Source organism: Phycisphaerae bacterium, assembly GCA_035384605.1.
Lineage (GTDB): Bacteria > Planctomycetota > Phycisphaerae > UBA1845 > PWPN01 > JAUCQB01.
Window position 1 is genome coordinate 68128 of sequence record DAOOIV010000003.1, and the last position, 23163, is coordinate 91290.

General features: G+C 61.3%; 13 protein-coding genes. 6 read left to right on the forward strand and 7 right to left on the reverse strand.

What is annotated here, in order from left to right; all coding sequences use genetic code 11:
- Positions 1-42: 42 nt before the first annotated feature.
- A complete protein-coding gene (locus tag PLL20_01515) occupies positions 43-3042 on the reverse strand; it encodes a LamG domain-containing protein (protein ID HPD28643.1) in 3000 nt (999 codons plus the stop codon).
- A 299-nt stretch (positions 3043-3341) separates the two neighbouring features.
- Positions 3342-4511: a DNA-binding transcriptional regulator gene (locus PLL20_01520; GenBank protein HPD28644.1), complete on the reverse strand. Its 1170-nt coding sequence runs from the start codon at positions 4509-4511 to the stop codon at positions 3342-3344.
- Positions 4512-5134: 623 nt separating this feature from the next.
- Between PLL20_01520 and PLL20_01525 the strand changes: the two genes are divergently transcribed.
- From PLL20_01525 to PLL20_01535, 3 genes are all read left to right on the forward strand, one after another.
- The gene (locus PLL20_01525) at positions 5135-5971 is read left to right on the forward strand and encodes a DUF1559 domain-containing protein (GenBank protein ID HPD28645.1); all 837 of its coding nucleotides are present in this window, start codon (positions 5135-5137) and stop codon (positions 5969-5971) included.
- Positions 5972-6219: 248 nt separating this feature from the next.
- Positions 6220-7053, forward strand: coding sequence for a hypothetical protein (locus PLL20_01530; protein HPD28646.1), 834 nt, complete (start codon positions 6220-6222; stop codon positions 7051-7053).
- Between the two features lie 159 nt (positions 7054-7212).
- Entirely contained in the window at positions 7213-9570 is a 2358-nt protein-coding gene (locus PLL20_01535; protein ID HPD28647.1) for a metallophosphoesterase, read from the forward strand.
- A 15-nt stretch (positions 9571-9585) separates the two neighbouring features.
- On the opposite strand, the gene PLL20_01540 is transcribed toward PLL20_01535, so the two are convergent.
- Positions 9586-11550, reverse strand: coding sequence for a glycoside hydrolase family 127 protein (locus tag PLL20_01540; protein ID HPD28648.1), 1965 nt, complete (start codon positions 11548-11550; stop codon positions 9586-9588).
- A 72-nt stretch (positions 11551-11622) separates the two neighbouring features.
- Here PLL20_01540 and PLL20_01545 point away from each other — a divergent pair, with 72 nt between their 5' ends.
- From PLL20_01545 to PLL20_01555, 3 genes are all read left to right on the forward strand, one after another.
- Positions 11623-14241 (forward strand): malectin domain-containing carbohydrate-binding protein, encoded by a 2619-nt coding sequence (locus PLL20_01545; GenBank protein HPD28649.1) that lies wholly within the window; start codon positions 11623-11625, stop codon positions 14239-14241.
- Positions 14242-14349: 108 nt separating this feature from the next.
- Positions 14350-15408, forward strand: a complete 1059-nt coding sequence (locus tag PLL20_01550) for a cellulase family glycosylhydrolase (GenBank protein HPD28650.1) — start codon at positions 14350-14352, stop codon at positions 15406-15408.
- Between the two features lie 35 nt (positions 15409-15443).
- The gene (locus PLL20_01555; GenBank protein HPD28651.1) at positions 15444-16664 is read left to right on the forward strand and encodes a glycosyl hydrolase family 32; all 1221 of its coding nucleotides are present in this window, start codon (positions 15444-15446) and stop codon (positions 16662-16664) included.
- 54 nt (positions 16665-16718) lie between these two features.
- Here the strand turns inward: PLL20_01555 and PLL20_01560 are convergent, their stop codons facing one another.
- From PLL20_01560 to PLL20_01575, 4 genes are all read right to left on the reverse strand, one after another.
- Entirely contained in the window at positions 16719-17861 is a 1143-nt protein-coding gene (locus PLL20_01560; GenBank protein ID HPD28652.1) for a glycosidase, read from the reverse strand.
- 56 nt (positions 17862-17917) lie between these two features.
- Positions 17918-19126 (reverse strand): AGE family epimerase/isomerase, encoded by a 1209-nt coding sequence (locus PLL20_01565; GenBank protein ID HPD28653.1) that lies wholly within the window; start codon positions 19124-19126, stop codon positions 17918-17920.
- On the reverse strand, positions 19110-21068 hold the full coding sequence (locus tag PLL20_01570) for a hypothetical protein (GenBank protein ID HPD28654.1): 1959 nt from the start codon (positions 21066-21068) through the stop codon (positions 19110-19112). Before PLL20_01570 ends, PLL20_01565 begins: the two co-directional genes overlap by 17 nt.
- Positions 21069-21144: 76 nt before the next feature.
- A complete protein-coding gene (locus tag PLL20_01575) occupies positions 21145-23022 on the reverse strand; it encodes a Na+:solute symporter (GenBank protein ID HPD28655.1) in 1878 nt (625 codons plus the stop codon).
- Between the last annotated feature and the right edge of the window lie 141 nt (positions 23023-23163).

Consider the following 23163-nt stretch of genomic DNA (forward strand, 5'->3'; position numbering starts at 1 on the left):
TGGCCGGGCCGCCTGCAAATCAGGCCGCTGCACCGGGCGCCGCTACTCATCGTCGCAGGCCTTGGCTGCCGGAACACCCGCGCCGCTCGCGCAGATCTCGAACGCGTCGAGGTCGGGCAAGTCGATGCTGCCGCTCCCGTCGTGGTCGAGGCATCCGCAGCCACGAGGAATGCCGCCTCCTGTTCCCGTGAAACAGGCCTGGAGTTGGGCAAAGTCCGCCTGATCCACGTCGCCGTCCCCGTCAGCATCGGCAAATGGGTTGGGGCAGTCCGTCGCCAGCGGGCAGCCGACGCAGGCTTTGACGCTATCGATCCAGCCCTGCCCGTTGCCGTCGACGATGTTGTGGAACGCTGCGAAGAGGAAAGCACCGTTGTCGAACTCGTTGGTGATGGCCGCGCCGGCCAAGCCGGCTCCCAGCGTGTTGGCATCCCAGCCACCGAGGACCTTGCCCGAGACGTCGTCAATGGTGAGGCCCGGACGCGAGGTCCCCGTGGGCCAGACGCTGTAGACCGCGCCGGCGTTCTGGGGAAAGCCGACCTTCCAGCCGTCCTGGTCGAGTTCGATCGTGACCACCAGCGGCTTGGCAGGGGTGATCGAATGCACGTTCGTCAATTCGAAGACCACGGGCGTTTCGAGGCCGTTGGCCCCCTCGTCACTGCGGGCCTCCGGGTGGTTGGAGTTTACCACGCGGATGCTGCCCTTCACGGTGATGTTCTCGGTAGGCGAATCGACGTATCCGCTGTAGAACAGGTTTACGTAGAGGCCGCCTTTCGTGTTCCGGTAAAGCTCGTTCCATTGATTATTCTCTGCGTTTGCGGAGATGACACCGAGTTCGTGGAAGCATTCCGCGCCGTCAGAGTTCGGCGCGCCGCTGGCACCGCCGGCGGCCGTAAGCTGAACGTAGTTGATCACCCACTCGATACGGATGCCATCCTCGTTCATGAAGGGAAATTCACCCGCGGACTTGGAGGCGATTCCCGTCCATGCGTACCAGCCCGAGTTGTTAAGAATCTTCAGGGAACTGTCCGACTCCGATGGAGCTCCTTTGGCCTGGTATGGTACATACCAGCCGCCGCCGACGCCGTTCACGTTCGTTCCAACGGCGTTGTCATCGAAATGGTCGTTGACGTACATGCCGCCCACAATGACCAGGCTCGACTGGATCTGGATGCTGTCGCCGGCCAGCCAGCCGGACGCGGCATTCGGCGTGGCGGTTAACATTGTTGTGCCGTAGCCTCCGCTCACCGGACTTACCCTCAGCACTGCACTGGTGGTGCCGTCAGGAATGGGATACGCCACGCCCGGCGTGAGCGTCAGGCTCAGCGCCGGCACCGTCACCGTGATGATCGCCGGATTGTAGGAGAACGTGAGCTCGAGCCCGCTGGAACTCTGGCCCGAAGGGGCCGACAGGGTGACGTCCACCGGAGTCAGGTTCGTGGGGTCAAGGAATTCGATCTCATGAATGTCGAAGGTCATGGCGACCGAGGAATAGTGGGCGGCGATCCGCTCGGGCGACAGGGCCGCGTCGTAGACAGCCACTTCGTCGATCTTGCCCGGGAAGCCCCAGTCACCCTGCGGGTCAATGGCGCCGATCTGGAAGTTGCCCAGGAAACCATCGGGCGGCAGCAGTTGGAAGTCAGCCTGGTTGATGACCTGCAGACCGTTGACGTAATAATCCAACTTGCCGGCATTGAACACCGCTACCACATGGAACCAGTGTTCGTCCTCGGGCAACCCGCCGGGAATGGGCCCGTTCACGTACCATTCCGGGACGTTCTCGACGCCTATGGTCGCATCGCTGGTTCGCATTTCGAGGGCATAATAGGGATGCCAGTAATCGTCGGCGCACGACGCGATACCGGGTCGGTAGTTGCCGAACGGCCAACTGAAGTTGTCGCTCCGATACTTGATGCCCGGCGCCGGGGCGACCCAGGCCTCCACTGTGCCCGTGCCATCGGCGAACGTGAAGTCCTCGACAGCACCCATACTCACCATGCCGCCGCTGCTGCCGCTGTTGTCGAAAGCCAGGGCCTGTCCGCCGCCGAAACCCGAGGTCCAGCGCAGCTTGGCGGGCTCGACCAGCGTGCCATGGCGACCGTTACCCGAGTTGTCCGTCACGGAGATGGTGTCGCCTTCGAAGCTGTAGTAGCCTATCGGAGCATCAGCCATGACTTGGGCCCCGTAGGCCGCCCGGCTGGGCAGCGGCGTTGTGGGCGGGGCCACCCCGACCGCCGCCAGGTAATGCTGGGCAATGGCAGAGTCGCTCAACCAGGTCGAGTAGACGGCTACTTCGTCGATCAGGCCGATGAAAGCACTGCCGCCGTTCGGGTCGGCTGCACCGATCTGGAACGGCGCGTCGGTTTTCGCACCGAGGTATCCCCAGAAGTCGCCCAGCAAGATGCCGTTGACGAAGACCCGGGTCGTGGGATAGTTCGTGTTGTTCTGGTAGTTAGGGGTAAACACGAACGCAACGTGATACCACTGGTCCGGCCGGAAGTTCCAGTACTCCGGGTGATAGCCCATAATCCCCCCGAAAACGCCCCAGCCGAGTCTGGTCTTTTCGAGGTGCATACTCCAGCGGGTATAAGGGTTGGGATCATTGCCCGGCGTGACCTCGCGCACGGACGCCAGCGCCGGATTGTAGCTCGGCGGCGTCAACGGATCCCAGCTCGGGCGAACCCACATCTCCACCGTGCCGGGCGTGGCCAACTCCGCTGACTGACCACCGAAGGCGAATTCCGCAACCGCGCCGAAGTTGACCCAGCCCGCCCCCGTAAGCGACAATGCTTTGCCGGCTCCGCCGAAGCCCTCACCGGTCGGGGTGAAGGTCGCCGTCCCTTGCAGCGCGCCGGTGGGGTTGGGTAAGGCCGTCGTGCAAGTATCCGCTGCGGCGGTTCCCGAGTCCGCGTCGAAGGTGAAGTAGCTGATCAAGCTCGGCTCGGCATGGACCGCGTCCTGATACTCGCTCAAGCCGGCGAAGGCCGGCGGCAATCCCAGAATGGCAATGAGTGTCACCGCTGCAAGCAGATTCCTGCAAATCATCACAGACCCTCCATACAAAGGGAAGCGGGAGGAGAAACCGCTTCGTACACAACTGCTCGGTTCTTGTTATCGATCAAAACCCGCGACACCGAGAGATGGAGCGAATTCGGCCTTGCCACCGGCCGGCCACCGTGATTCTCGCGCGGTTTTCGGACGCCCCTCTCCCGTTCCCTCCATAAGTAAACCGGGAATGCGGATCTTCTATCCCGTACTCTAACAAGCATCCGTCGAAAGCAACATACCCGTTTGCGACAGTCCATTGCCTTTTTGCGTCATCGCGTTCAGCGGGAGGCGCATGACTACTCGCGGTGGTTCGACCTATTGGCGGCCGTGCGCCGGAAGAGTGACGGCTGATATCCTGTCACCTGTTTGAAGAGCACCGTCAGGCGCGCAGCGCTCCCGATACCGCACTGCTGGGCAATGACCGATAGCTTCAGGTCCGTTTCGGCGAGGAGATGCTTGGCTTTTTCGATTCTCATCCTCCGGATCTTCTCCAGGATGGAATCGCCGACTGCGGCCCGGAACCGCCGTTCCAGCGTCCGACGGCAGGTTCCGATTGCCTCGACGACCCCGTCCACGCTGATGTCCTCCGAGAGGTGGTCGCGGATCCAGATGAGCGCGGCGGCCACGTCGGGGTCTTCCACCGCTGTGGTTTCGGTGGATTGGCGGGCAACCACGTGGGTCGGTGGAATGCTCAGGCGCAATTGCCTGGGAGATTCGCCCGAGAGCAGCCGGTCCAGCAGTCTCGCCGCTTCATATCCGATCTGCACTCCGGGATTGTGTACGCTGGACAACGGCGGATGACACAGCCGGCATTCGAATTCGTCGTCGTCAACCCCCACGACCGCGACTTCATCCGGGACCCGAAGGCCCAGTTGATGGCACGTGTCCACCAAGTCCCGGCCGGGCTTGTCGTGGGATGCCAGAACCCCAACAGGCTTGGGCAGCCTGAGCAGCCAGCTTTGGACCGACCGGCTGAGTCCTTGCCAGCTTGCGTCCAGAACCGGAACAGGTCGGTACTCCGCGTGACACACGAAGGGCGTGAACCCTGCCTGGGCCAGACGTTTGCTGAAGCCCGCAGCCCGCCCCATGGAACATCCTCCGTCGGCGCTTCCCAGAAAACCGAAGTTTCGGAATCCGCGGTCGAGAAGGTGTTCGGCTGCCAAACGTCCAACTTCGAGGTGATCCACGTCCACCAGCGGGCCTTTCCAGGTGGTGATCATACTCGATGTGTTCACGACCGGCACATGGCAGCAGGCCAGCCTCCGCGCAACGTCCTCGTCGAACACGCTACAGATCACACCGTCGGGCTTCCACATCCGCATGGGGCGGAGGGCTCGAATGTCTGCACGGGCGTCATGAAAAACCCAACCTCGGGTGATGGCGTAGTCGTGGACCCCCTGCAAAACCCGACGGCAAAAACCGATGTCCTGGCCGATCAACAGTGCAACTCGACGAGCTCGGGTCATGAATGGATTCCCCAGACACTCCATTCCGGCACGTATCGCAGAAGACAGCAGCAGAGACAACCGAATTCACCTGACGCGAATGGAGGTGCTACTATACTGTATCCGCCATTATCGGTCTCGCCCAGGATCATGTCCAGCGCGGAATCGTCAAGTTCCTCCAAATTCCTTGACAAGCCGGAGTAGTTATCAGCTCCGTGGTGCAAATGCGCAACCAAGGCGACTTCACATACGGCTTGAATGGATTCCGCGATCGTCGTCCAAGGCTGTCACCAGCAGTGTCAGAAGGTATCAGCCCTGATTCACCGCACACCCAAAACGAGGCAATGCAGGAACACGGTGAGCCTGTGGCAAAACCGGCGGGAGACTTCCAGCGCGGATTCTCGGTTGAGAGAGGTGTGAAAATGCCAAGAAGTCCGCCGTAAGCCTGCCCTCGATGCTGCATGGCAGAGGTCCGGCGCAAACCGACAAGGCTTTTGCGCAAAATGATATTCACGAGCCGCCGATACTACCGCTATCATGCGGTACAGGCAGCAGGCATGAGGCAGCGATCGCCTTGGGTGCTGCCGCGAGGGCAGCGAGGGATCGTTTGCTGCATGCCAACGCAGTTTCGGAGATCTCAAAGGATGCCGTGTCCAAGAACGATGTCGGTGGACAGCTTGGTTGTACGGCGAGGGGCAAGGCCGGCTCGCCGGGGCGGGAACCCGGTTCGGCAGCCGGGTTTCACGCTGATCGAAGTGCTCGTGGTGGTCTCGATCATCGCGTTGCTGATAGCGATCCTGCTCCCGTCGCTGTCCAAAGCTCGCGAACAGTCGAGACGGGTGGTCTGCCAGAATAATCTGAGGCAACTCCAGCATGCCATTGTTTTCTACCTTTCGGACCACAAGGGCATATTCCCTCCGCACCGCACCAAGGTCCAGGCAGGCACAAAGGGCCGGGACGACCTCGGAGAGTGGGCGTGGTTTCAGCAGTTGGAGCGATACACGAAGTCTCCGGAGATACCTCACTGTCCGACGCTGGCAAACCACACGCAAGAAGACTCGGGTATTGTCTGGTCATGGGCCTACAACCGGCTGGACATCGGATACGGTTACAACGCGTGGTTCCTTGGGCTTTGGAATCATGCGACCAATGGCGGCTATGAAGAATATGCCGGCCTTCGGAGTCATCCGTGGTTTTCGGAGAGTCGCGTCAAAAGCCCGTCTCTCAATATTCTGCTCGCGGATGCCAATCCGAAGAATGACAGGTTGTTCGGTGGGCAGTTGTGGTGGCCTTTCGTCGACGGCGACACCGGCGGGACGGGCGAGGGTGTCAACGTCAGGAGACATCAGAAAGGCGGCAACATCGTTTTCAACGACGGCCACACGGAGTATCGCAGGGCGGGCACCATCAACCCGCCGGCAGGTTCGCCGAACAAATTCCTGCAGTATTGGGACCCGCTTCTACGACGCGCGAAACAGTGATAGTGTCACGGAGTCCCGGCTTGACAGGTGAAATGCTCAGGATGAGGTGACCTATCCGCAGAGGGGAGGTGCAAAGAAACTCGCGGGGGCACAAAGTCCGCTAAACCATCGCGGCTGGGGTTCAGGTTGCCTCGCGGGACAACGCCGGAATACAATGGGAAATGTGAGGATTGGCGAGAGCGGTCGGCCGTCGTCGGCCGGCAGGTCTTACGCTTGGATTAGAGAACACAATGAATGGAGGAGAAAACGTGAAAAATTCTATCTGGTTTGTTTCAGTTCTGGCAGTGCTTGTGGCGGCGGGTGCCGCCAATGCCGTGCCCAACGTCCCGCCGGGCGTTACCGGTCTGTGGCGGTTCGAAGCCAGGGACCCGGTCACACAGCGGGCGACAATGAAAGCGACCATTGGCGTCGACATGACGAGCAGCCACCCCGACAACAGCGCATGGATGGTAGGTCCTTGGACCGTTATTGAGCCCGGGCTCAGCGACAACGGCATCGCTCAGGAGCGCAGTTGGGACTACCTTACGGTCAACCCCAGCTTCACCCCCAACGGCGGCGGCAGCTATGTGAATGAGTACACCGTTGCCATTGATTACGTGCAGACCAGCGGCCTCACCGGCTGGAACAGCTTGTTCCAGACCTCATGGGGCGGCAACGATAGTGACGGCGACCTGTTTACCGACGGCGCCGGTCACATCGGTATCGGTGCAGCCGGCTACTCGACACTGACTTATGATGCGTCGAAATGGCACAGGATCGTGTGGTCCATCGACAACGGCAGCTTCTTCCGGGTCTATGTTGACGGCGTCCTCTTCCTCGACGGCACACCCCAGCCGATCGATGGCAGGTTCTCTCTGTATCCCGACAGGTTCCATCTCTTCGCGGACGACAGTTGGGAAGATGGTTGGGGCCTCGTGGGTACAGTGGCGGTGTGGAATCGCGCTCTGACCAGCGCCGAAGTTGCTGGAATGGGCGGATGGATCGACGGTGCCGATATGCCGACGCCGCTGGAGATTCCGGAACCGGCCACGCTGGGTTTGCTGCTGGGCGGCCTTCCGCTGCTGCGACGTCGTCGGGCATGAAGCTGACATCGCCGCACCTTCTGTTCAGGTTCGACCGGCTTGGAGCGGCGCCTGGATCAGGAAAAGGTTAGTCTGTTCGTGCCGGGCGGGAGCGTTCGGCTGCCGCCCGGCACTTTGTTTGCGCGAAGTGCCGGCGTCTCCGCGCGGAGAGTGTTCCTCGTGCAGCGTATTGGCCGCCTGACGATATCGATCTGGACTGCCTGCCTCTGTCTCATATGGTCGGCCGGACCCGTTGCCGCGCGGACCCTCGGCCAGTGGGACTTCGACGGGGGCGACCTCTCTGCCACAAGTGGCGTGGCGATGGAGTACTACGGCGGCACGACGGCCTCCAAGACCCAGTTCGGCACAACCGTCTCGTTCGGCATTCCCAATATCGCCGGCTCGGTTGCGTCGGTGATGAAGTTCCCCGCTTGCCTGCCCAGTGAAGGTTATGTCATGCACACCAACGCCCCCGGCAACGGCGGCGGCATCTACATCAACCAATACTCGCTCGTGCTGGACCTGCTGTACCCGGCCGCCAGCACGAATGCCTGGCGGGCGATCCTCCAGACCTCACGCACCAACGGTAACGATGCCGACTTCTTCGTGGGCAACGGCACGACGACCCCGAATGCAAACGGCATCGGAGTCGCCGGCCAATACCACGGCGCGATCCAGCCAAACACGTGGTATCGCGTGGCGGTCACGGTCGATCTCACCACGCTGACGATGGCCAAGTACATCAACGGCTCCCTCGTCGGGGTCCAGTCGCTCGCGGACTCGCTGGATGGCCGGTGGTCCCTCTACTCCACCAACACTGCCCCCGATTGGCTGCTCCTGTTCGCAGACAACGACAATGACACGAAGACCGGCTATGTGAACAGCATTCAGTTCCGCGACTACGTCATGTCCGCCCCCGAGATCGCCGAGCTCGGCGGCCCCAGTGCTAATGGCATACCCCTTCCGGTGGCCCCGACGAACCTGCAACTGGTGAGCCCCAACGGCGGCGAGTACTGGCCGGCCGGCTCCACACAGGTCGTCTCCTGGACCGTGACGGACCCGAGCGGCGTCGTCAACGTCGAACTGTACGACGGGGCCTCGCTACGGGCCCCACTGGGACAGGCGCCCATGGTTGACGGTCGGTTCGACTGGTCCATCTCGCCGTACCTGGGTGATTCTGCAGATTATCGCGTGAAGCTTTCCGCAGCCGCGTTTCCCGCCGTCTCGGACGCCTCCGACGCACCCTTCGAAGTCTATGGATCCGCGCCCGAACCCACGGTCATCACCAAGTTGCCGATGCTGCAAGACGCACGCCCGGACGCGATGAATCTCATCTGGGAAACGAGCAGCTTCGGGAACCCCAATCGGGTCGATTTCGGCCTGAACGACGTGTCAGAGAACACGATCGCCAACGTGTCGACTCAGCAGCTCGATGCCACCCACTTCGTACACGCGGCCACGATTCAGCCCCTGCAGATCGAGACGGTATACAAGTACCGCGTCCGCAGCGGGACTGCCACGTCACCGACGTTCACGCTGCGCACTGCCCCACGGCCCGGCACTCCCATCAGGATAGTCTGGTTCGCCGATGAGCAGGACTACACGATCTTCCGGCAACAGGTTCCGCACATGGCCGCACGCAAGCCCGACCTCGTGCTGGCGGCCGGTGATCTGATGAACGACGGGGCAAGTATCGCCCAGTGGCAGGATTATTGGTTCGGCCCGCTGCAACTGGGCAATCTGGCCCAGACCACGCCCGTCCTGTTCTGCAGAGGCAATCACGACGGTGAAGGCGCTCTGGCCTACGCCTACAGCGCGCTTCCGGGCAACGAGGCCTGGTTCGCCTTCACATATGGAAGCAGCCGCTTCATCTTCCTCGATACGAACATTGAGACCGCCGAGCAGACTGCCTGGCTCGAAAATGAACTCGCCTCAACGGAGGCTCAACGAGCTTCATTCCGCGTGGTTAGCTTTCACAAGCCTCCCTACACCGACTTGTGGGACGGTCCCGGATACAACGGCGAGGCTTTCGTCCGGGAGAACTGGGTGCCGCTATTCGAACAGTATAAGGTCGACGTCGTCGTGAGCGGTCACACGCACGCCTACCTGCGCGGCATGAACGACAATGTGATGTACGTAATCGTCGGCGGCGCCGGTAACGTCGTCGACACCTACACCGGCTATGTCTGGGGCTTCTTCACGGTGAAACAGTCACTGCACCACTACGGCGTGATGGAGGTTGACGGCTATGCCCTGACCTGGAATGCCTACGACGTGAACGACGTGCTCTTTGATTCGTACGGGCTCGCCAGCCAAACGCCGTTCTGCCCGGCCGACTTCGACGGTGACACGGACGTCGATGAAGACGACTTCGTCCTCTTCCGGCCGTGCTTGAGCGGGCCGCATGCCCCTCCCGCAGCGGACTGCTCGCAGGAAGACATCGACGCGGACGGCGACGTCGACCAGACGGACTACGGCCTGTTTCAGCGGTGTTACAGCGGAACGAACGAAGTTGCCGCCGCAAACTGCGCGCAGTGAGCGGCGCGGTCACCGTTATTCCCGGATGGTCGGAAATTCGGTGATCCTCAGCCGGGTGCAGCCATAAGGGATGAGTTCCAGATCGACTATCGGCTCGTTTGAGAACACGGGACTCACAGGCGGATCGCCCGCGGAGTTGTGCTCCAGGTCCCAGCCGGGGATGGCCCTGCCCCTGACTTTCAGCGTCACGGGTGCGACGCCCTGCGCGAAGGGGATCTTGCCGACGGTCCGGGTAACAACGGAGACCGATTGCTCGGGGCTGTTGCGATCGAGAAGCAGGCCATAGTTCCAGGGCGTCGTCGGATAGACCGCCCAGTCGTTGACAGGAAACTTGTCATGATGCGATCTCAGCCTCTCATATCGCTCGCCGATTTTGAGCGAGAAGCAGAGCGGCCCCCTGAGGATCGCGACCGAGTTGTTGTATCGGGTCTCGGTGCGCAGCTTCATCGGCAGCGAAATCGTAACCGCCTCGCCAGGGTCCCACGTCCTGTCTACGACGGCGAATCGCCCTGCTTCCACTGGGGTCTCCGTGCCTCCACATGCGACCCGGGCACCCGTCGCCCAGACAGGAATGCGCAGATGAAGCGGAAACCGGGTGGGGCGAGACGATTCGAATACGAGTCGAACGACCCCGTCAAACGGATACGCGGTTTCCTCGGAAATGCTCACCTTCTCGCCCTCGGCCACCTTGGCCGTGACCTTGCACGGTCCGTAGGCGACTGCGGCAAGTCCCTGATCGTGTGTGGCCATCCAAAGGTGCGACACGAATTTCGGCCAGCCTTGGTGCATGTTGGCCGTGCAGCATCCGTAGTTCGGCTCCAGACCGTATATGTTCGATGTGTCGTCGTTCCCGTGGCTCCATTGCCGCTTGGCGATTGTACACAGCACCTGGTTGGCCTGCTGGTCGAACTGATGAGCCCAGTAATCCGGCATGCACGTACCGGGGTTGGCGTTGTACGCCAGTCGCTCGAGTCGATCGGCGAAGGCAACGTCCCCGAGGACCTCGACCAGCTTCTCCATGGAGAACATATACTCGACAACGCCGCACAACTCCGTGCCCTGCGTCGGTCGCTTTCCCGACAGGTGCTCGTCACCGCCGAACCCGCCGGCGACCTGCCCGTGATGCTCATCCAGGCTTGCAATGCCCCGAAACGTCGCCTGCCGGTCGCGCTCGTCGCCGGATCGCAGGTACCACAGAGCCGGGTTTTTGACCGCCATGGCGTTGTTGACATCATGCGTGAAGTGTGTGTATTTGAGCCCCTGCTTCAGGGCCTCTGTAGTATAGGGGAAGTCCAGGAAAAACGGTGTCCAGTCAAAGCAGCTCGCGTGAATCGAGTCTGCTGCCTTGAGAATCTCCGCGTCGCCGGTTCGGTTGTACAACCAGAATGCGCTGACAACATTCTCCATGGCCCTCACTCCGCGCCATTCGGTGTCGGGCCAGTCGGGCGGCGTGCGGTTGATGTATTTGAAGTAGTTTGTAAGCAATGCGATCACCCGCTCGTCGCCCGTGGCTTCGTGATATTGCGTGAGGGCTTTCATGGCAACGGCGAGCGGCCAACGGTCCTTGTTTTGGGCCGGGCCAAACCAACCATCCGGCTGCCCGCTCGCCAGAATCCAATCGATCCACACCTTGACCTTGCCGATCAGGCGCGCGTCGTCCAGTTCGTACGCCAGCGGAACCAGGCCGTCGAGATAGTACGGCCCCCGCTCCCAGCCGTCGCCCGTTCCGCCCTTCCAGGCCGACCGGGCCAGATCGGGCCAGAATTCGTCCAGGTGCCCCGTGAGTCCTTCTGCCTGGATACGAAGCTGATCGCGCAACCAGCCCTGCGGTTTCACGGCCCCCAAGGGCAGTTCAACAAACCGAGTCTGCCTGAGCGGAGGGCGGCTTGATGGGTAATGTCTGTTTGCAACCTGCCCCCTCGCCACAGAGACCAGGGGCGGCAACACCAGAACAACGAAGGCGAGTATCAGGCGATTCATCAATCCGTTCCTTGTGGCGGCTTTGCGGTAGTGCACTGTACCATATTGGTCACATTCTGCGGAGGATCACACATGCGAGCAAGGCGTTCGGCTTCCACGGTGCCCGTCGGGTTCAAGCCGGTTGGCTCAGACGTTCCGGACCTCATGCTGATGGCCGCGGCACTGGTCTGCCTGGTCACAGGGGCGGCCCGGGCCGCCGACGTTCTCAAACAGTACTACGCTCACCCCACGGTCGAGGATGGCAACGGCGTCATCGCTCCCTGGTATCAGGGACAGAACGGCCAATTCGACGAACGAATGCAGATCGCCGTCGATATCTACAAGCGATACCCCTGGACCAAGCCGGGTCAGGCCGTGATACCCGCTCCGCATATTGTCTACAACACGCACTGGAAGATCGACAACGACGGCACGATATCGATTCCGCCGACGCAACCGTGGATGTGCGGCGACCTGAGCCAGAGGGCGTTCAGCATCATTCGCGGCCTCTCGGAGTACTACCGGTACAGCGGTGACCCAATCGCCTTCGTATATGTTCCAATTACCGTGGACTACATTCTCGACTATTGCCTCACCGACCCGGACCATGCCTGGCCGAGTTTTCCAATCGCCACCCCCACCAAGGGCATCGGATACCGGAAAGCCGATCCCAATGTACCGAATCAGTTGGATCTCTGCGCGTACGTTGGCCTTGAAGTATTGCGGGCGCACAAGCTTCTGGGCAACGAACGCTACCTGCAAGCCGCCAGGCACTGGGGCGACGTCTTCGCCGAAAAATGCAACTTCTCCGATCCGCAGATGCCGCCGTGGAGCCGCTATATGAGCCCTGAATATATGCTCTGGTCCGATGAGCTTACCGGCAGCACGACGTTGATCACCGAGTTTCTTGATGCCCTGATCGACATGGGCTACGAAGGCAAGGACGGCTTGATCGTCAAGGCACGAGATGCCGGGCGTGCCTATGTGATCGATCAGATTCTGCCCCGCTGGATCGACAACGAGGCGTGGGGGCGGCACTACTGGGACGTCGAGGGCGACTGGATCTCGGGCGGCGCTTCCTGGATTTGCGGGTACTTCCTGGATCATCCGGAGGCCTTTCCAAATTGGCGGAACGACGTCCGCAACATCCTGTCGCTTGTCTTCAATCGCAATTGTGTCGACCCGGCCTCCCGCGGCGAAGTCTACAGCGGCGCGTGGGCGTTTCCCGAGTCGTTTGTCTGTTGCGGAACTTCGTTGTCCTATAACCAATACACGTACGCGGCACCTTTGATACAGCTCGGAGAGCTGGCCGAAGACGAGTGGGCACGCGAGGTCGGGCGACGGATGCTCATGATGGCGACTTACGACAGCCGCGAGAACGGCGTCGTCCTGGACGGACTGGCGGGCAACGTGGTCGCAGCGGCCGACTGGCTCAATCTGGCCCATCCCTGGCCCCTGTGCCAGATTCTTGCGGCCATGGCCTGGCGTCCCGAAACCTACGGCCCCAGCCGCGAAAACCACGTGATGCGAACAAAGTCCGTGGTCACGTCTGTCAACTACGATAAGGGTGTGGTCCGCTACTCGACGTTCGATGCCCCGGCGGGCAACATCGATGTCTTGCGGCTCGCTTTCGAGCCGCAGTCGGTATCAGCGGACGGTAAGGCATTGGCAAAACGCGCCGACCTGAAGGAAAACGGCTTTACGGCTGAACGACTGCCCGACGGCGACTGCATCGTGAGCATCCGTCACGACGGAGCCAAGAATGTCAGTGTCCGCGGTGATGACCCGCAGGAAGTCGCCAACGACGATGCCTTCTCATACACCGGGCAGTGGAGCACGGTTCGGATGGACGGAGCCCGGGAGGGCTCGCTGCACGTGGCAACTGACGCGGGCGCGGCGCTGACGTTCACATTCACGGGAAACCAGTTCCGTCTGATCGGGACAGTCGACGACAAGGGCGGACTGGCGGATGTGTACATCGACGGGCAGAAGCAGATGGCCCCGCTCGACTGCTGGAATCCCAAGCCCAGGCACCAGCAGCTCATCTACCGCAAGGGAGGACTGGCCGATGGGAAGCACGAAATCCGAATCGTTGCCAGAGGCGAGAAGAACCCGCTGTCTGCCGGCTCCGGCATCTATGTGGACGGAATCCAGTATTCGGCCGCGACGGGCAAGAGCAATTTCGGTGAGGGCGGCGGCCCTACCACCGCACAAAGACTGATCCTCGGTTACACGGGCCGAAACGACTACGTCGATTCGCAGGGCCGTTCCTGGCGGCCTGGAACCGAGTTCGTCGTACGTCTCGGGGCCTCGGTGGACGCCGTCGCCCGCACGTGGTTCACCGATCGCCGGAGCTTGTACATCGGTAACACGCCGGACCCGGAACTCTATCGCTACGGCGTCCATGCCCAGGAATTCTGCGTGAACCTGACGGTCGGCCCGGGCCGGTATCGTGTGGGCCTGCACTTCGCAGACACAAACACGAGGAGCATCCTTCGCGTGTTGGTCAACGATGAGCAGGTGATCGAGAAGATGAAGATCGCCGAGGCCGCGGGGGGAATCTTCCGGGCGTGCAATCGTTGGTTCGGCGGCATCAGTCCCAAGAACGGCGTGATCGAGATCCGATTCATCGGTTGCGACAAGACGGAAGCCTGTGCCCAGGCGATCGAGGTGGAGCCCGAGGCTACGGATTCCGGCAACGGCGGTTCGTGAAAGCTCCTCATGTTGCGCGAACACTCCTGTCATCGTGCCCTTCGGACCGCCGGCAGTGGTCTTGTCGCGGATCATATTCTGCGCTCGTGTCGTCGTGTCGCGCTCCTCATGGCAGTCCTGCTCGTCTTCCCGCTCACGACACTGTGTGCCGCATCCGGATCGCAGCCGGCCGACGGCAGACCCGCGCGCCTCTCGGTGCGCGGCACCGAGATTCTGAGGCCTGATGGAAACCCGATTCACTTCCGGGGCTTCAACCTGCTCTGGTGGGTTCCCCCGACGGCACAGGACGTCGTCGATATCAAGGACTTGGGCGCCAACTGCGTGCGCTATCAATTTGGCTATGTCCCGTCAGGGCGGTTCGATCCCCGCCAACTCCGTTTCCTCAAGCGGCACGTGCGCTTGTTCACGTCGCAAGGGCTCTGGGTGATTCCCAATCTGCATACGTTCCATGCCGGCGGCCGGCCCGGCAGCGGCAATGTGTGGAACACACCCGACCTGCAGCAGGAGTTCCTGGACATGTGGAACTACGTCCTCGACTTACTGAAGGATGAGCCGTTTATCGCCGCCTGGGAGCCGATGAATGAACCGCACGACGTGGACCGGACGGAACTGGCCCCTTGGTACCGCGAGGTGATCGCCCACTTTCGCCGAAAGGATCCGCGGACGCCGATTGTCGTCGAAGGAGCCCAGTATTCGGGCCCCGAAGAACTCCTCGACTATCTCAAGCTCGACGAGCCCAACCTCATCTACTCATTCCATTTCTACTACCCCCACGAGTACACGCACATGCTGTCGCCGGAGAGCGAGCCGCTGCTCGAATACCCGGGCAAGTGGGGCAAAGCGGCCCTGGCCGAGAGGATGTCGACGGCGGTCCGTTTTCGCGATCGCCATCAGGTGCCGGTCTTCTGCGGGGAATGGGGCGTGAGAACCGGTGCGCCAGGCTACGTGCAGTGGCTCAAGGACGTCGGCAGTCTCCTCGAAGAGCACAAGATTCCGTGGGCGCACTGGGCGTGGGCCATGCAGAGGCACTGGCCGGTCAACGACACATTTGATCTGAACAGGCAGAAAACGGAGATCTATGGCGTGGTGTCGGCGATTCTGAGGAACGCGCTCTCGGGCGATCAGGCAAAACTCGACCACCGCAACGCCACGCGCCAGGCGGAGTAGAAATGGCAAGTGTACATGCTGATTGAGGTACCGACATGCTCTCGATTCCTATGACGATGATGGTTGCCGTTCTCACCACGGCGGAAACGCCGGAACCCACATTCACCATCCGTATGCCGTCAGAGAAGATCGGCTATCCCGGCGTCGAGTATTGGGGCGCTATCGACGGGCCGGACGGAAAGACACTGTGGTCCTTCGCCATCTACGCGGGCAAGGATGCCTGGACCATACCGCTGCGGGCGCCGGCGCCCGGCACCTACCGGCTGACCCGCGTGGAGAAGCGGGCGGGTGACGGGCAAACCGACATCGAGCTTGCGGAGATCTCACCGCCCCAGATCGATGTCGCGAAAGCCCGGCAGACCGAGGCCCCCTCGCCCAAGACCCTGGTGGAGGCCGGAGAGTTCAAGAGAATCTTTGCCGCCGAGGAGCCGTGGTGCATCAACGATCACACCATCGTCCAAGGGCCCGACAACACGTGGCACCTGTTTGGCATCACCCACCCCAAGCCGCTGGATTTCTTCAAGGATCCCGGGCGGCGGCTTGCTCACGCAACCGCGACTTCGCTGCTGCAAGACCCCTGGCAGGCTCAGCCGCCGGCCGTAACTGCCGATTGGGAGAAATACAAGGAATACCTGCTCTGGGCCCCACACGTCATTCGAAGCAACTCGATCTACTACATGTTCGTCTGTGCCGGGGACAAAGACACACACAAGTACCGTATCCATCTGCTGACCTCGCCGGATCTCAAGTCATGGATGCGGTCACCGGACAATCCGATGGTGGTGGATGGATTCGATGGGCGCGATCCGATGGTCCTGCGGGCGGAGAACCAATGGATCATGTACTACACCGCGACAACCACACCTGATGGGGGCAACCACACCGTCGTGTGCGTCACCAGCAAGGATCTGACCCACTGGGGCGACCGCAAGGTTGTCTTCATTCACCCGAATGCGGGATCCTTCGGCGGGCCCACCGAATCCCCCTTTGTGGTCCGGCGAGGCCGGCACTATTACCTGTTCGTATGCGACAACGATTGGACCCATGTCTACCTGTCCCGCGACCCGTTCCATTGGGACATCGAACAGCGCGTCGGACGGATCCGGTCGCACGCCTCGGAGGTCGTCCGCGACGCCGAGGGGAAGTGGTACATCACGCATGCCGGCTGGATGAGCGGACCGGTGTCGATCGCGCCGCTCAAATGGAAGGATGATCTCGACGAAACACCGTCGAGTATCCCGCCCGCCTTCAAGTAACCAGGACCTGACACGGCGAAGAGCGTTCGGCCCCATCGAGGCACGGCAACCCTGTTACCGCCTCAAGGACAGATTCCGTCGGATGAGTTCGATCCGCTGCTGGACGCACGCATAAGAACGGAGCGGATCAGGCGGGGTGTTAAGGCAATAGTCGACCAGTCTCTCAACCGTCGTTGTTGCCACGTGGCAGCGGGTATCGCTGGAGGCGTAGTAGATGAACAACCGCCCGTCGGATTTCGCCACCCAGCCGCACGAGAAGGTCACGTTCGAGACGTCACCCACCCGTTCCTCACCGCTCGGTGCCAGCAGGTACCCGCCGGGCTCGTGGGTCAGGCGAGCCGGATCATCAAGTGCGGTCATGAACGCATACAGCACGTAACGCAGCCCGGCAGCCGTTCCTCGCACGCCATGAGCCAGGTGCAGCCAGCCGTCCGGCGTCTTGATCGGCGCCGGCCCCAGGCCGTTCTTGAGCTCGTAGACGGTGTGGTACTTGCGATCGTGCACGATTCGTTCGGGGCCGATGACCGCATGTTCGATGCTCTCCGACAGCCCCCAACCGATGCCGCCGCCTGAGCCGGTGTCGATGAAGCCGTCCTGCGGGCGGGTATAGAAGGCATATTTGCCGTCCACAAACTCAGGATGCAGAACGACGTTGCGCTGCTGGGGCGATGCGGTACGCAGGTCATCCAGCCTCTGCCAACTCTCAAGATCCCGTGTGCGGGCAATGCCACACTGGGCGATTGCGGAGGACAAATCGCCGCGCGGGGCGCCCGGGTCCTTGCGCTCCGTGCAGAACAGACCGTAGATCCACCCGTCCTGATGCTTCGTCAGCCGCATGTCGTACACGTTGATATCCGGATCAGCAGTCTCCGGTAGCACGACCGGATAGTCCCGGAAGCGGAACCGATCCACGCCCGTCGGGCTCTCCGCAACGGCGAAGAAGCTCTTGCGATCGCACCCCTCGACGCGGGCGACCAGCAGGATCCGGCCGTCCCATTCGATCGCCCCTGGATTGAACACACTATTGATCCCCAGCCGTTCCATCAGGTGCGGGTTGGTCTGCGGGTCGAGATCGTATCGCCAGAAGATCGGCGTGTGCTCAGCGGTGAGCACGGGGTATTTGTAACGATCAAAGACGCCGTTGCCGCCGGGAGCGATTTCATTGGGGCGTTCGATCAAGGCATCATGGTCGGCCATGAGTCGCTGCAGACGCCGGTTGAACTGCTCGTTTGACACGGGCACAGGTCCTTTCGTCACGTTGCGCCGGTCTCAAGGCGGCGCAGGATTTCCAAACAACACCGTCCATTGTGGTACGGGCACTTCCACATGGACACCTTGGGCATGGAAACGTCGGGCACACCGTCACGTGATACCCGCCAGAACCACTCGCCGTGGGCGTGATCGACGATCCGGTTCAGGATGAACTGCCAGCAGCGAACCGCGGCGTCACGAAACATGTTCTCGCCGCTGATTTGCCATGCGTTGAAGAAACCAACCACCGCTTCCGCCTGCGGCCACCATTCCCTGTTTGAATCGATGATCCGTCCGTCTCGACCCTCGTAGCACAATCCGCCGTCGGCATCGAGCCCTTCGTTCAACACCGCCCTCGCCATTCGCAGGGCGACGTCTCGAACGCGTCCCAACAGTCCTTCATCACCGAGTGCCTCGGCCGCCTCACATAGCAGCCAACTGCCCTCGATGTCATGACCGAAAGTGTAGCTGTCGGATCTGGGCGTCCAGTCCTCGGCAAAGAAATGCTGCAAGTGCGTCTTTTCGGGGTTCAGGATGCGCCGCTCGAACAGGTCGATCAGCTCGCGCAGCCGGTCAGCGAGAAACGCGTCCGGCCGCGCTCGCAGCAGGCTCGTGTAGGCCTCCAGAACGTGGAGGTGATTGTTCATCGACTTTTTCTCGTTCATGTCCTTGTCGCTGAGTCGCACGTCTTCGCAGGGCGCCCAGTCGCGGGCCAGCGTCTCGAAGTAGCCGCCGTGTCGGTCGTCGTGGCCGGCCTCCTCGATACGGTGAAAGACGTCGACCGCCTGTTCGAGAGCCTTGGGCTCGCCGAAGGTCCGATGGCACTCGCTCAAGGCGTACGCGCAGAACGCCTGACCGTAAATCTTCTTCTTGCCATCGCGGACGCTTCCGTCCGGATTGAGTTCCCAGAAGTAGCCCCCATGTTGCGGATCAAGGAAATGATGCGCGAGGTAGTCATAGGCTCGCCGGGCGAGCAGCCGGTCCTCCGCCCGTTGCGTGTAGCGATAAGCCGCCGAGAACGTCCACAGCAGCCGGGCGTTGAGAATCAGGCCCTTCGCCGCATCCGGCCGGGCGCGCAGATCATTGGATAGCTCGGCGACGAATCCGCCGCGTTGCGCGTCCACGCTGTGAGAACGCCAGAACGGCAGGATGTTTTCCAGCAACTCGCGTCGCACGGACGCGGCCAATGCGCCGTCAGTGAGCGGCGTCATATTCAACCTCGACTCTGCCCAACTGCGCATCAGTCTTGAATACGATCTTCACGAAACGACAATCATTGCCCTTTGGCTTGGCGGTGTAGAGGTCGGCCTTCCAGAAACCGTAAACCCTCTCGCCGAAAGTGGTGGTTCGCTGGACATCCGGCTCGACGGGCTTGAATTCCTTGCAGTCCGCGGAGAAGGCGATCTGGATATCCTTGGGCTCGGCTTGGCTGTAGACGAACAACCGCACGGCGCTCATGCAACCGTGCGTGTGATAGATTACGGCGCTGTCCGGGTCGGCGGACAGCCGATGGCAGTCTTCCTTGAACTTGCGGGCCTCGTTTTGCCGGAAATGGAGCCTGCCTTGCTTCACGAAGATCTGTGAGTCATTACGCAGCTCGTCGACCAGCGTCCGATGGCTGATCCTGACGGGGCTCCCGGCCTGTGAAGGCCCGGAGCAGCCGGCATGATTCCTGGCAATGACCCGGTAGCGGTAGGTCTTTCCCGGACAAGCCGATTCGTCGATGAACTGCGGCTGATACTGGACCTGAGCTTCGGAAATGCCGCTACCGACGGTCAACCATGGTCCGAGGGGCCATTCAGCCCGTTGCACGTCGTAGCAGGTCGCCCCGACTGAGCCGCGCCAACTCACCATCCCGCCGTCGTCCGCCCGGACCGAACACGGCGAAGACGGCACGGGGATCGCCGGCGGAGTCAGCCCGCGGATCTCGTATGCTTTGGCTCGAAGCAGACGCATCATCCCTCGCTCGTCGTAAGCCTCGCCGGCCTCGAATCCCGGCCAGTGATAAGCCTTAAAAAGATCGCCGCCGGCCGGCTCATGATGCCAGTAGAATCCCCCCTCGCGACTGCGATATCGCAGGCTCCACAACAAAGCGCCCGTGACACGCTGTTCAATGACGGTATCCATCACCGCACGAAGCGATTGCGTGCCCAGGAAACCGAACTCGCCGACATGGTAGGGCCTGTGCCCTCGCGCCGCCCGGCAATTGCGTTGAATGCGATCAATCATGGCCGGAGCGTTATTCTCATAGTGATGCGTCTGGACGAAATCGACGTTCGGATCTTCGAGACGACTCTTCGGGAGCGTATCGTAGGTGGCGCCGTCGATCACCAGGTGATTCCGGTCGATGCTCTTGATGAACGCCGCGATCTGTTGCGTCCAGGATGCCGGCGCATTGAGCTCGTTGCCGGTTTCCCAGGCCAGAATCGCCGGGTCGTCCCGATAGCAAACCCCCGTGAGCGTATTCCTGCGATTGATGACAAACGCGATAACCTGCTTGTAGTCGTCGATCAATTCCGGATCGGTCCAGCAGTTCTTTGCGGCCTTGCCCCGAAACGCCGCCAACTCAGCCTGGCCTCCCCACCAGCTCCATTGGTCGATGAAGGGCACGATGAGACGCACGCCGTGGCGGCGTGCGGCGACCAGGACGCGATCGAGTGCGACAAAGGCCTTCTCGTTGAACTCGCCGGGGCCCGTGATGTAGCGGGGCACATCGTCGGAATCGTCGGCTCGTCGTATCGGCAGGGCGTAGATACGAACGACCTGGCCGCCCATCTGCCCGACCGTCTCGAGCGCATCATTGATCTCATAATCATTGGGCAGGCGGAAGGGCATGCTCCGGCTGAATCGCATGTCGTCCTCGACGTAATGCAGATTGGGTATGTTGACGGAGATGAACCGGAACTCGTTCGATCCGTCCATTAACCGATCACCCTCGCGCCGTACAAAGTCGTTCATCGACGGCGCTTTCGACGCCGGCAGCGGCGTGCAGCCTGCCAAGCACAGGCCCGCCGCCATCGCAAGCAACCAGGCCGGCCCTCCGACCGCGCCTCTTTCGGTAGGCGACGCTCGCCCCCTCGAAGAGTACCGGCGGCGGCTTGCCCGCCGGTGCATAACCGACTTGCCGAGAACAACGCCGACGATTGAGCTCATGGGGGTACTCCCGACATGGGTACAGCCAAGTTGTGGCATCGAGCCGACCATCGTCAACCTGAAAAACCGGCTACGCTCACGCCAACCTCGCCCCCGATCCCCGCGACGCCTCGACGGGCGCGGCCGCTCCCGATGCTTCCAGGCGATCATACCAGCTTTTCTTGAGAATCCAGGACGTCAGCACGATAACGCCCGCCACGATGAGAACGCTGCGACCCTTCAGCAGAATGACGCAGATCGGGAGAAGCACCAGGGCGGTCTGCCAGATCGTCCCCACGATCACGTTGAACATATCCCGCCCGAAATCCGTGTTCTTCCGAAAGCCCGGATCGGCGGCGACAACCTTCTCGTGAATCGGTTTCCAGAACCCCCATGGCCGGACGCGACGATAGAACGAGACCAGCGTTTCCTCGTCGGTGGGACGGCTTGCCAGGGTTCCGATGATGCAACCGGCCATCGAAAGGACGAATAGTAGCGGGAAGTAGTACAACTCCAGCGTCTGCCTGAACACCAGAGGCAACACCAGGGCGGGAACCAGACCCGCAATCATGCCCCAGAAGTACCCATGCCCATTGAACCGCCACCAGTACCACTTGAGCACGTTGGAGGACACATAGCCGCCGTAAAGCGCCGAGACAATCCACTGCAACAGGCTGTTGACATCCTGGGCGAAAAAGCCCAGCACCGTGGACACCACCACCACAACCAGACCGGTTGCGTAGTTCACCATAACGACCCTGCGGTTCCCCGCGTCGGGCTTGATGTACTTCAGGTAAAGGTCGTTGACCAGGTAGGCTTGGGCGGCGTTGAGCGTTCCGGCGAAGGTCCCGAGAAACGCCGCCAGCAGTCCGGCCAGCAGGCATCCCATCAGGCCCACGGGCACGAATTCACTGATCGCCGAAGGCAGAATCTGTTCGAAGTCGATCCGATGTCCTACGACCAGATTCAGCCGGTGGTAGTACAACAGGCCGAGGATCGCGAAACCGGCCACCATGAAGTAGCGAATCGGCATCAGCACAACCGATACGAAGCCGCTCATCAGGGCCGCTTCTCGCGGGTTGCGCGTGGCCAGGATCTTCTGCATGTCGTAGTTCGGGGCCGGACCGGCGGCGCTGGCCATGATGCCCTTGAAAAGCATCAGCATCATGATGATGCCGAAGAATGAAAACTGGTCGGCGGCAATCTTCTCGTTGACGTCGGCGATGATCCCGCTCCAATCCAGGTCCAGCTTCCAGCCGAAAAACGGGCTGTGCCATCCGGGCGGAACGTTCAACGCTTGCGAAGACAGATGGAACATCGCGATGCCACCGATGGTCAGCGCGGAAACGGTCATGATCACGTACTGGATAATGTCCGCCAGCACGATACTGGTCATGCCGCCCAGAATGGTGTAGAGAACCGCCACCAGCGTAAAGGCGATCCCATACACATGGGGCACGTATTGCGCGGGAACGTTGAATGGCACATACGGCGAGATGATCTCCCAGGGAATGAAGATCTGAATGAATTTGCCCAGGCCTACAAAGCCGTACGCCAGGAAACCCAGGCAGCCGATGATCGCGAAAATGACTACGACCGCATGCGAGAGCTCCGAGCCCATGTCGCGGCCGAAACGCGTCCCGATCCATTGAGCTCCGGTCGTGACGTTCGACCGCCGCAGCCAGGCCGACAGGTATACCATCAGGAATATCTGGTTGAACGTCGGCCAGAGCCATGGCAGCCAGATGCTCTTGAGACCGTAAACGAACATGATCGTGACCAGCCACATCGTGCCCGAAATGTCAAACATGCCGGAGGCGTTTGACAGGCCCAGGAAATACCAGGGCAACTCCTTGCCGCCGAGAAGGTAGGAATTGAGATTTCGAGCCGCCCGTCGTCGCAGCAACACGCCGATCAGGCTGACGACCAGCAAGTAAACGAAGATGATCGTGATATCCAACGCGTGCAGCTTCATATGGATTTCCGCGGCAATCGTACCATCCGTTGTCTCGGCACGCCAGACCATCGGCCTGCCCATCAAGCCATCCAAAGAGCCCCAGCACGTCGTGCGGGGCAGCCTCTTCGCAAACCGTCTCAACGCGGCATCGGGGGGCGG

What these genes read in the sequence shown, in the direction of transcription:
- PLL20_01525 (HPD28645.1), top strand. Translation starts at nt 5,135, where the DNA reads ATGCCGTGTCCAAGAACGATGTCGGTGGACAGCTTGGTTGTACGGCGA.
- PLL20_01520 (HPD28644.1), bottom strand. Translation starts at nt 4,511, where the DNA reads ATGACCCGAGCTCGTCGAGTTGCACTGTTGATCGGCCAGGACATCGGT.
- PLL20_01575 (HPD28655.1), bottom strand. Translation starts at nt 23,022, where the DNA reads ATGAAGCTGCACGCGTTGGATATCACGATCATCTTCGTTTACTTGCTG.
- PLL20_01545 (HPD28649.1), top strand. Translation starts at nt 11,623, where the DNA reads ATGCGAGCAAGGCGTTCGGCTTCCACGGTGCCCGTCGGGTTCAAGCCG.
- PLL20_01570 (HPD28654.1), bottom strand. Translation starts at nt 21,068, where the DNA reads ATGAGCTCAATCGTCGGCGTTGTTCTCGGCAAGTCGGTTATGCACCGG.
- PLL20_01565 (HPD28653.1), bottom strand. Translation starts at nt 19,126, where the DNA reads ATGACGCCGCTCACTGACGGCGCATTGGCCGCGTCCGTGCGACGCGAG.
- PLL20_01560 (HPD28652.1), bottom strand. Translation starts at nt 17,861, where the DNA reads ATGGCCGACCATGATGCCTTGATCGAACGCCCCAATGAAATCGCTCCC.
- PLL20_01540 (HPD28648.1), bottom strand. Translation starts at nt 11,550, where the DNA reads ATGAATCGCCTGATACTCGCCTTCGTTGTTCTGGTGTTGCCGCCCCTG.
- PLL20_01555 (HPD28651.1), top strand. Translation starts at nt 15,444, where the DNA reads ATGCTCTCGATTCCTATGACGATGATGGTTGCCGTTCTCACCACGGCG.
- PLL20_01515 (HPD28643.1), bottom strand. Translation starts at nt 3,042, where the DNA reads ATGATTTGCAGGAATCTGCTTGCAGCGGTGACACTCATTGCCATTCTG.
- PLL20_01550 (HPD28650.1), top strand. Translation starts at nt 14,350, where the DNA reads ATGGCAGTCCTGCTCGTCTTCCCGCTCACGACACTGTGTGCCGCATCC.